This is a genomic window from Vagococcus sp. WN89Y (assembly GCF_052220145.1).
Classification (GTDB): domain Bacteria; phylum Pseudomonadota; class Gammaproteobacteria; order Enterobacterales; family Enterobacteriaceae; genus Kosakonia.
This window is the reverse complement of record NZ_JBQPOM010000070.1, coordinates 148439-156687: the sequence shown is the minus strand read 5'-3', so window position 1 is coordinate 156687 and position 8249 is coordinate 148439. Positions and strand designations below refer to the sequence as shown.

Below are 8249 nucleotides of genomic sequence, written 5' to 3'. Positions count from 1 at the left end.
GTACCATCATCATGCCGTCTGGGACTATTGTCTTGCCCGTTAAGGATCTCATCTCTTAACGAACAGGCTCTGAAGAAGTGGTGCCCGGACTCGGAATCGAACCAAGGACACGGGGATTTTCAATCCCCTGCTCTACCGACTGAGCTATCCGGGCAACGGGCCGCATTAAACCCTAATCATCTAAAGGCGTCAACTTTATTTCCTTAAATGCTATTCAGTTGCTCAACTTTGCGGCAATCTGTGGGTTTCGACGCCATCAATACGCAAAATGCACAAATCTTCCAGACTATTTATCGGCGGCGCAGGCATGCTGAGCAGTGGAGGTGATATGGCAAAAGACTGGCTGGAACTGCGACAGCATGCGGATACTGGTATCGAAACCATCCGCGCGCACTTTGAAGGGCACGCCTACGATCCGCACTGGCATGACAGCTACCTGGTGGGGATAACCCTGACCGGCACACAGCAATTTCACTGCCGTCGCGAGCGCCATCGCAGCACGCCGGGTGACGCTTTCTTGCTGGAACCTGGCGAAATCCATGACGGCGACGCGCCGGTCGAAGGTGGTTTTACTTATTTAACCTTTTACCTTGACGATAAATGGCTCAACAACACCTTAAGTGGATTGTATGAATCCGTGCCTTCCAGTTACGCACTGCATTTCTCGCGCACCATCGCCAGAGAGCCGCAGCTTGTGCAGACCATTGCGCAAACCTTCTACGCGCTGCACAGCGACGAGATGCGTATTATCCAGCAAAGCACGATGGACGCGCTGCTCGGGCAGCTAACCCGCCATTGCCAGTGGCGCAGAAGGTTGCCTTCGCAGGTGCAAAGCGCGGCTATTGCTCATCGTGCCCGCGACTATTTACATGCGCATATGGGTGACAATATTGGTTTATCCGATCTGGCTCGCGAAACCGGCACCGATCGCTTTACGCTGACGCGCTGCTTTAAACGTGAGTTTCACTTAAGCCCGCACGCCTGGCTTATCCAGCTGCGCCTTGCCCACGCGCGCATGCTACTTGCAAAAGGTGAACTGCCTGCAGATGTGGCTGCCGCGCTGGGTTTTGCCGACCAGAGCCACCTGGGGCGCTGGTTCCAGCGCGCGTATCGCCTGACGCCCGCGCACTACCGCCGGTTGTGCACAAATCTTCCAGACCAGGGCGAAAAATAACGCGACAGTGAAAGGCTCATGTATAAGGAGCCAGACTGTGACGACTTTTGCTAACACCTTGCCATTTTTACTCTTCGCGTTCGTGGCGTCGATAACCCCAGGCCCCACCAACATTCTGATCCTTGCCAGCAGCCAGCGCTTTGGCGTCGAAGCGACGCTGCCTGCGGTCGTTGGCGCCTGTCTCTCCGCAAGCCTGATCGTTTTTATCTCGGGGGCCGGAGCCGGGGAAATCCTGCGCGACTATCCGCTGGTGCGGGAGGTGATGAGCTGGGCGGGAGCACTGTGGTTGAGCTGGATGAGCTGGCAGATTTTTCGCGCGCCAGCTACCCATCTCAACGGTGAGGCGCAGCGGCCTTTTAGCAGCCAGGCGGCTGCAACGCTGCAACTGATAAACCCCAAGACCTGGATGATGGCGCTGGCCGTGGTCAGCCTGTTTGCGCCGCACAGCGCGCATCCGCTACGCGAGGTATCGCTTCTTTCTCTATGGTTTTTAATCATCTCTCTGCTGTGCCTGAGCGCATGGACGCTGCTTGGCAAAGCGGTCAACAGGTGGTTTCGCACCACCACGTCGCTCGTCTGGTTCCAGCGCGTGATGGCGCTATGTTTGCTGATTAGCGCCTGGGCGGGGCTGCTGGAGGCTTAGGTCAGCGCGCCGCCCTGGCGGCAGCGGGCAAAACGCAAAATATCTTCCGCCAGCCGCTGTGCCGTATCCACATCTTGCTGGCTACGGTTAACCATCATCCGGCTCAGGCACCCTTCCAGCACCAGCTCCATCTGTTTGGCCACCATCGCCGGATCGTCGATATCAAGCTGCGCCAGAAGCTGATGCGTATATTCATACGCCTCTTTTTTCTGCGCCGCCGCCAGTTGATGAATCGGGTGATGCGGGTCAGGGAAGAATGTGCAGGCCGCGATAAACAGGCAGCCAGGATAGCGGTTCTGGCTGACACACTCCGTTAACGCACCATAGCGCGCCAGCAGCTTTTGCTCGCAGCTCAGCTCTTCATCAAGCAGCAACTGCCTGCGCCAGATATCTACCTGCTGGCTTAAATAACGCAGCGCATCGTACAGTAGCGCTTCTTTGTCCGGCCAGAAACGACGGAACTCATCGACAGGATAGTTGACGCGTTCGGCAACCATCTCAAGCGTGGTATCAGCAATCCCTTTTAATTCCAGTAATTGCAAAGTTTGACCCAAAACGTCTTCGCGCTGCACGGTGAACTCCTCCGTTATCCAGTCTTTGCCACCAAGTGTTGTTTACGGGGCGCGATTGCGCAAATGCGCGGCAAAGGTTGCCGCATCCATAAAACCGGTCACTCGCTCAGCAGGCAGCTCTTTGCCCTGCGCATCAAAAAACAGGATGGTCGGCAGGCCGAGTACATTAAGGTGGCGCAATAACGCCACATCCTGTGCATCGTTGGCCGTAACATCGGCCTGTAACAATAGCGTATCTTTCAGCGCTGCCTGCACGTCAGGCGAACTAAAAGTGTACTTCTCGAACTCTTTACAGGCCACGCACCAGTCTGCGAAGAGATCCAGCATCACCGGGCGACCGTTGGCTTGGGCCAGCGCCTGGTTCAGGTCATCCACGGTTTTCACCGGGGTGAACGCAAGCGTTGGATGCACCTGCGCAGTGGGCGCGCCGAAAGCCCAGTCCTGCAAAGGGCGGGCGCAAACCAGCGCCGCACCCAGCAGGGCAATTTGCAGCACCCGCACCGCAGGACGCTTCGCACTGAGGCTGGTGATAAACGCCCAGGCGAAAAAAGCGACGCCCAGCAGCGACCACAAGCGTAATCCCCATGCCTCGCCGAGCACTCGCTCCAGCAAAAACACCGGTAGCGCAAGGATCACAAAACCAAAGGCAACTTTGACCTGCTCCATCCACGGGCCGCTTTTGGGTAGCAGCTTGTTACCAAACACGGTGACCAGAATCAGCGGCAGCCCCATGCCCAGCGCATAAAGATAGAGCGTACCGCCGCCCAGCCAGAGATTACCGCTCTGCGCAATATAAAGCAGAATCGCGCTCAGGGGCGCCGTGGTGCAGGGGGAGCAGATAAGCCCGGCAATCGCGCCCATCGCAAAGACACCGCCCGGCGATCCGCCGCGCTGCTTATTGCTCAACAGGGTAAGGCGAGTTTGTAGCGAGGAGGGTAACTGCAACGTAAACAGGCCGAACATCGACAGCGCCAGCAGACTAAACAGCACTGCCAGGCCAATCAGCACATACGGATGCTGAAGCGCGGCCTGGAACGACAGCCCGGCGGCGGCCACCACCAGGCCCAGCGCGGTATAGGTGAGCGCCATGCCCTGCACATAGATAAATGCCAGCAGCAGCGCGCGCGGTGTCGCCAGGCGCTGTTTGCCGCCAAGCACGATGCCGGAAATCAGCGGATACATCGGCAGAACGCAAGGCGTGAACGCGATGCCGATACCAATCAACAGCGCCCAAAGGGCAGAGAAGGGCAGTTTGCTGCCTGCGTCTTTCTCTTCAGTCACCGCAGCCTTAGCGGGGTCGCCTTTTTCAGTTATCGCTGCCTTAGCGGGTTCGCCAGCCACCGCCATCAGCGGGACGGTTTTCGTCTCTGGCGGGTAACAGAAACCCGCGTCGGCACAGCCCTGATACGTCACGGTGAGCGTCGCGCCTTTCGCCGCCTGCTCAATCTCCAACGGCAGCGTTAACGCCTGGCGGTAGATTTCCGTCTTGCCATAAAACTCGTCTTCATGCATGTCGCCTTTCGGCAGCCGTAACGGGCCAATCGTCGCCTGAGCGGGCGTCACGCGGATTTGCTGGCGGTAGAGGTAGTAACCCTCTTTTACCTGCCAGTTGAGGGTCAGCTCATGCTGATGCTGCGAGAAATCAAAAACAAATGCCTGGTCGGCAGGCACGAAATCAGAGCGCCCAGGAGCGTCAAATAATCCAGCGAAAGCACTGGTGCTGCAGAGCAGCAGGATCAGCGTAAGGATGCGTTGAGCCATGAGAGGTAATCGTAATCTCCGTGAGTAACGGGTAAAGCCAGTAGTTCCGGGGTTTTGTAAGGATGATGAGACTTGATGCTGGCAAACAGGTCTTGCAGATGCGCCGCGTCGGTTTTTAGCAGCAGCTGAACCTCATACTCTTGCTCAAGCTTGCCTTCCCAGTAATAGAGCGACGTAGCGCCCGGCAGGATAGTCACACAGGCCGCGAGTTTATCAGCCAGCACGGTTGCCGCCAGCTCCTGAGCTGTTGCCTCATCCGGCGCCGTGCAGAGTACCACGAGGGTATCTGGAAGCGGGGGCGCCAGGTTGTTCTCGTCGTGCATAGACACCTCAATCGCGTGATGTATCGAACGCTCACTATACAGCGGCAAGGGGAATTTACCAAAGAACGGGGCGTGGAGAGGCGGCAGGCGCGCTTGCCCTGCCGCCAGTACACTACAGCAAGATGCTGCCGAAGAGGAAACCAAAGCAGACGGCAAACACCACGCCCATCGTGCCCGGGATAAAGAACGGATGGTTAAAGACAAAACGCCCGATGCGTGTTGTTCCGGTGTCATCCATTTGTACCGCCGCAACCAGTGTTGGGTAAGTCGGCAGAATAAACAGGCCAGAAACGGCGGCAAAGGAGGCGAGCGCGGTTAACGGCGTGACGTTCAGCGCCAGCGCCATCGGCATCAATGCTTTCGCGGTTGCGGCCTGAGAATAGAGCAGGGCGGAAGCGAAGAAGAAGATAACAGCCAGCAGCCACGGATGCCCCTGAATAACAGAACCGGCGGTCTCTTTGATCCACTCGATGTTAGCTGAAACAAAGGTATCGCCCAGCCAGGCCACGCCCAGAATACAAATACAGGCGCTCATCCCGGCTTTGAATGTGCTGGAGTTTAGAATGGTTCCCGTTTCCACTTTGCATAACAGCGTAATCAAGGTCGCCACGCTGAGCATAATAATCAGGATGGCGCTGGTGGTGTTCATCAGCGGCGTGGTCACAAGCCCCATGCTCGGGCTGTTAACGATGGCGTAAACCACGACGCCAATGACCCCCAGCAGAAACAGCCAGACGGACGTTCTGGCACCCGGAAGGATTTCAAGCGTTTTCCCGGCGCGCAGCATGATAAGCCCTTCGGCCAGGCGTGCCTGATAGACCGGGTCATCAGAGAGCTTCGAGTTAAACAACACTGACACCAGGAAGGACATCAGCAGCACCGCCAGCAGCGTTGAGGGGATAACTACGCTTAGCAAATGCAGGTAGCTGATGCCGTGCCCTTCCATCAGCGAGGACATATACACCACGGCGGCGGAGATAGGCGAGGCGGTGATAGCAATTTGCGCCGACACCACCGCTGTCGATAACGGGCGGCAAGGTTTGATGCCTTGCTCTTTTGCCACTTCAGCGATAACCGGTAGCGTCGCCAGCGAAATATTCCCAGTACCGGCAAAAATGGTCAGAAACCAGGTGACAATCGGGGCAAGAATAGTGATGTATTTCGGGTTTTTGCGCAGCAGTTTTTCCGTCTGATTGACCAGGTAATCCAGGCCACCGGCCACCTGCATGGCCGAAATCGCCGCGATGACCGCCATGATGATAGAGATAACATCAAAAGGAATATTGCCCGGTTTCACACCAATAGCAGCGAGGACAAGGACACCGAGGCCACCAGCATAACCGATGCCGATGCCTCCTAATCTGGCTCCCAGAAAGATAGCCAGAAGAACAATGACGAGTTCAACGATTATCATGCAACTGCTTCCTTGTTGTTAGTTAAGTTGGTGATAAGTAATTGTTATGGATTAGTATCCACAGAAAGAAAAAGGCACGCCATGTAGGCGTGCCTTTTTAATCAATTAACCGGATGGATTATTGTTCGCTTTCATCGGTATATCGTTTCGCTTTATAAGCCGGATGCATCAGGTTTTGCGCAGAGAAGATATCATCCAGCTCTGCTTCGGTCAGCAGCCCACGCTCAAGCACGACTTCGCGCACGCTCTTGCCCGTTTCCGCACAAATCTTGCCGACGATATCGCCGTTGTGGTGGCCGATAAACGGGTTCAGGTAGGTCACGATGCCGATGGAGTTGTAGACATAGCCTTCGCACACGGCTTTGTTTGCCGTAATACCGCTAACGCATTTCTCCAGCAGGTTGTAGCAGGCGTTGGTCAGGATGTGGATGGACTCAAACATCGCCTGGCCGATCACCGGTTCCATCACATTCAGCTGCAACTGGCCTGCTTCGGAAGCCATGGTCACCGTCGTGTCGTTACCAATAACTTTAAAGCATACCTGGTTTACTACTTCCGGCACCACCGGGTTCACTTTGGCCGGCATGATGGAGGAACCTGCCTGCAATTCCGGCAGGTTGATTTCATTCAGGCCCGCGCGCGGGCCGGAGGAGAGCAGACGCAGGTCATTACAAATCTTGGAGAGTTTCACCGCCAGGCGCTTGAGCGAGCTGTGAACCATCACGTAAGCGCCGCAGTCAGAGGTTGCTTCGATCAGGTCTTCCGCCGGAACCACCGGCAGATTGCTGACTTCTGCCAGTTTCTGCACCGCCAGTTGCTGATAGCCGTCCGGCGTGTTGAGGCGCGTACCGATGGCGGTCGCACCGAGGTTCACTTCCAGCAGCAGTTCTGCGGTGCGCAGCAGGTTTTTCGTCTCTTCATTCAGCAGCACGTTAAACGCGTGGAACTCCTGACCGAGAGTCATCGGTACCGCGTCCTGCAGCTGGGTACGGCCCATTTTCAGGATATCTTTAAACTCGACCGCTTTGCCTTCGAAGCCTTCGCCCAGCAGTTTGATGGCATCAATCAGTTTGATGATGGAGGTATAGACCGCAATTCGGAACCCGGTCGGGTAGGCATCGTTCGTGGACTGGCATTTGTTTACGTGGTCGTTTGGGTTGAGAAACTGATATTCCCCTTTCTGGTGCCCCATCAGCTCCAGGCCAATGTTCGCCAGCACCTCGTTAGTGTTCATATTCACCGAGGTTCCCGCCCCGCCCTGGTAGACGTCTACCGGGAACTGATCCATACATTTACCGTTATTCAGCACTTCGTCACAGGCGGCAACGATAGCGTTAGCGATGCTTTTCGGGATGGTTTGTAGCTCTTTGTTCGCCAGCGCTGCGGCTTTTTTTACCATCACCATGCCCCGGACAAACTCAGGGATGTCACTGATTTTATTATTGCTTATATAAAAGTTTTCAATCGCTCTCAGAGTATGCACGCCGTAATAGGCATCCGCTGGCACTTCCCTGGTACCTAACAAATCTTCTTCGATACGAATGTTGTTTAACATGTGAACCTTCTTTTTAAGCTACGAATGAATACACTAAATACACAGTATTTATGTGGATATGTCTGTTTTTTGACCGACGATTATTCCCTCAAACGGTCAGATGGTCGAAATTATATGCTGTTAATGGCGGAATGCCGTAATCTTGATCACTTATTACTCCCCCAAACGCATCATAATTATCAATCTGTGAAATATGTCACCGCTTCGCGCGCAGAAAAAATTTTCAGCCTGCGAGAAATTGAATTTTCCGCACTTGCCACCATCTCAGTATCTATGCGATTCGCAAACCCATTATGACAGGGGCTGTAACGCCGCTGTCCGTTGACAGGAGAAGCCAGTGCGCTGGATACCGTTTCTTGCATTTTTTTTATACGTTTACGTAGAGATATCGATTTTTATTCAGGTCGCCCATGTTTTTGGCGTCCTGATGACGCTCATACTGGTGATTTTTACCTCGGTGATTGGTATGTCGCTGGTGCGCAATCAAGGGTTTAAAAACCTGATGCTGATGCAACAGAAAATGGCCGAAGGAGAAAGCCCGGCGGCGGAGATGATCAAAAGCGTGTCGCTGATTATTGCTGGCCTGCTGCTGGTGCTGCCGGGGTTCTTTACCGATTTTCTCGGCCTGCTCTTGCTGCTCCCGCCGGTGCAAAAACATTTAACGCTTAAACTGATGCCGCACCTGCGCTTTACCCGGATGGGCGGCGGTTTTGGCGCGGGCAGTCATGACGGGCAAACCATTGAGGGCGAATATCAGCGCAAAGATGAGCAGCGCGATCGCCTTGATCATAAAGACGACCGCTGAAC

Annotated in this window: 8 protein-coding genes and 1 tRNA gene; 3 read left to right on the top strand and 6 right to left on the bottom strand. The window is 55.0% G+C overall.

Annotated features, from left to right (window positions below; all coding sequences use genetic code 11):
- Nucleotides 1-78: 78 nt before the first annotated feature.
- Nucleotides 79-154 (bottom strand) — tRNA-Phe (locus tag ACTU3N_RS21460).
- A 174-nt stretch (nt 155-328) separates the two neighbouring features.
- Here ACTU3N_RS21460 and ACTU3N_RS21455 point away from each other — a divergent pair.
- On the top strand, nt 329-1174 hold the full coding sequence (locus ACTU3N_RS21455; protein ID WP_443088155.1) for an AraC family ligand binding domain-containing protein: 846 nt from the start codon (nt 329-331) through the stop codon (nt 1172-1174).
- Between the two features lie 37 nt (nt 1175-1211).
- Nucleotides 1212-1817 (top strand): LysE family translocator, encoded by a 606-nt coding sequence (locus ACTU3N_RS21450; protein WP_443088154.1) that lies wholly within the window; start codon nt 1212-1214, stop codon nt 1815-1817.
- On the opposite strand, the gene ACTU3N_RS21445 is transcribed toward ACTU3N_RS21450, so the two are convergent.
- The 5 genes from ACTU3N_RS21445 to aspA all read right to left on the bottom strand — a co-directional run bounded on the left by ACTU3N_RS21445 (nt 1814) and on the right by aspA (nt 7442).
- Nucleotides 1814-2389: a transcriptional regulator gene (locus ACTU3N_RS21445; protein ID WP_443088153.1), complete on the bottom strand. Its 576-nt coding sequence runs from the start codon at nt 2387-2389 to the stop codon at nt 1814-1816. The two genes, ACTU3N_RS21450 and ACTU3N_RS21445, sit on opposite strands and share 4 nt — an antisense overlap.
- Nucleotides 2390-2431: 42 nt before the next feature.
- On the bottom strand, nt 2432-4150 hold the full coding sequence (locus ACTU3N_RS21440; protein WP_443088152.1) for a protein-disulfide reductase DsbD: 1719 nt from the start codon (nt 4148-4150) through the stop codon (nt 2432-2434).
- The gene (gene cutA, locus ACTU3N_RS21435; protein ID WP_443088151.1) at nt 4126-4473 is read right to left on the bottom strand and encodes a divalent cation tolerance protein CutA; all 348 of its coding nucleotides are present in this window, start codon (nt 4471-4473) and stop codon (nt 4126-4128) included. Before cutA ends, ACTU3N_RS21440 begins: the two co-directional genes overlap by 25 nt.
- Nucleotides 4474-4585: 112 nt before the next feature.
- The gene (locus ACTU3N_RS21430) at nt 4586-5887 is read right to left on the bottom strand and encodes an anaerobic C4-dicarboxylate transporter (protein ID WP_443088150.1); all 1302 of its coding nucleotides are present in this window, start codon (nt 5885-5887) and stop codon (nt 4586-4588) included.
- A gap of 118 nt (nt 5888-6005) precedes the next feature.
- Entirely contained in the window at nt 6006-7442 is a 1437-nt protein-coding gene (gene aspA, locus ACTU3N_RS21425) for an aspartate ammonia-lyase (RefSeq protein ID WP_443088149.1), read from the bottom strand.
- Between the two features lie 337 nt (nt 7443-7779).
- Between aspA and ACTU3N_RS21420 the strand changes: the two genes are divergently transcribed.
- Nucleotides 7780-8247, top strand: a complete 468-nt coding sequence (locus tag ACTU3N_RS21420; protein WP_443088148.1) for an FxsA family protein — start codon at nt 7780-7782, stop codon at nt 8245-8247.
- The last annotated feature ends 2 nt before the right edge of the window (nt 8248-8249 follow it).

What these genes read in the sequence shown, in the direction of transcription:
- ACTU3N_RS21455 (WP_443088155.1), top strand. Translation starts at nt 329, where the DNA reads ATGGCAAAAGACTGGCTGGAACTGCGACAGCATGCGGATACTGGTATC.
- ACTU3N_RS21440 (WP_443088152.1), bottom strand. Translation starts at nt 4,150, where the DNA reads ATGGCTCAACGCATCCTTACGCTGATCCTGCTGCTCTGCAGCACCAGT.
- ACTU3N_RS21430 (WP_443088150.1), bottom strand. Translation starts at nt 5,887, where the DNA reads ATGATAATCGTTGAACTCGTCATTGTTCTTCTGGCTATCTTTCTGGGA.
- aspA (WP_443088149.1), bottom strand. Translation starts at nt 7,442, where the DNA reads ATGTTAAACAACATTCGTATCGAAGAAGATTTGTTAGGTACCAGGGAA.
- cutA (WP_443088151.1), bottom strand. Translation starts at nt 4,473, where the DNA reads ATGCACGACGAGAACAACCTGGCGCCCCCGCTTCCAGATACCCTCGTG.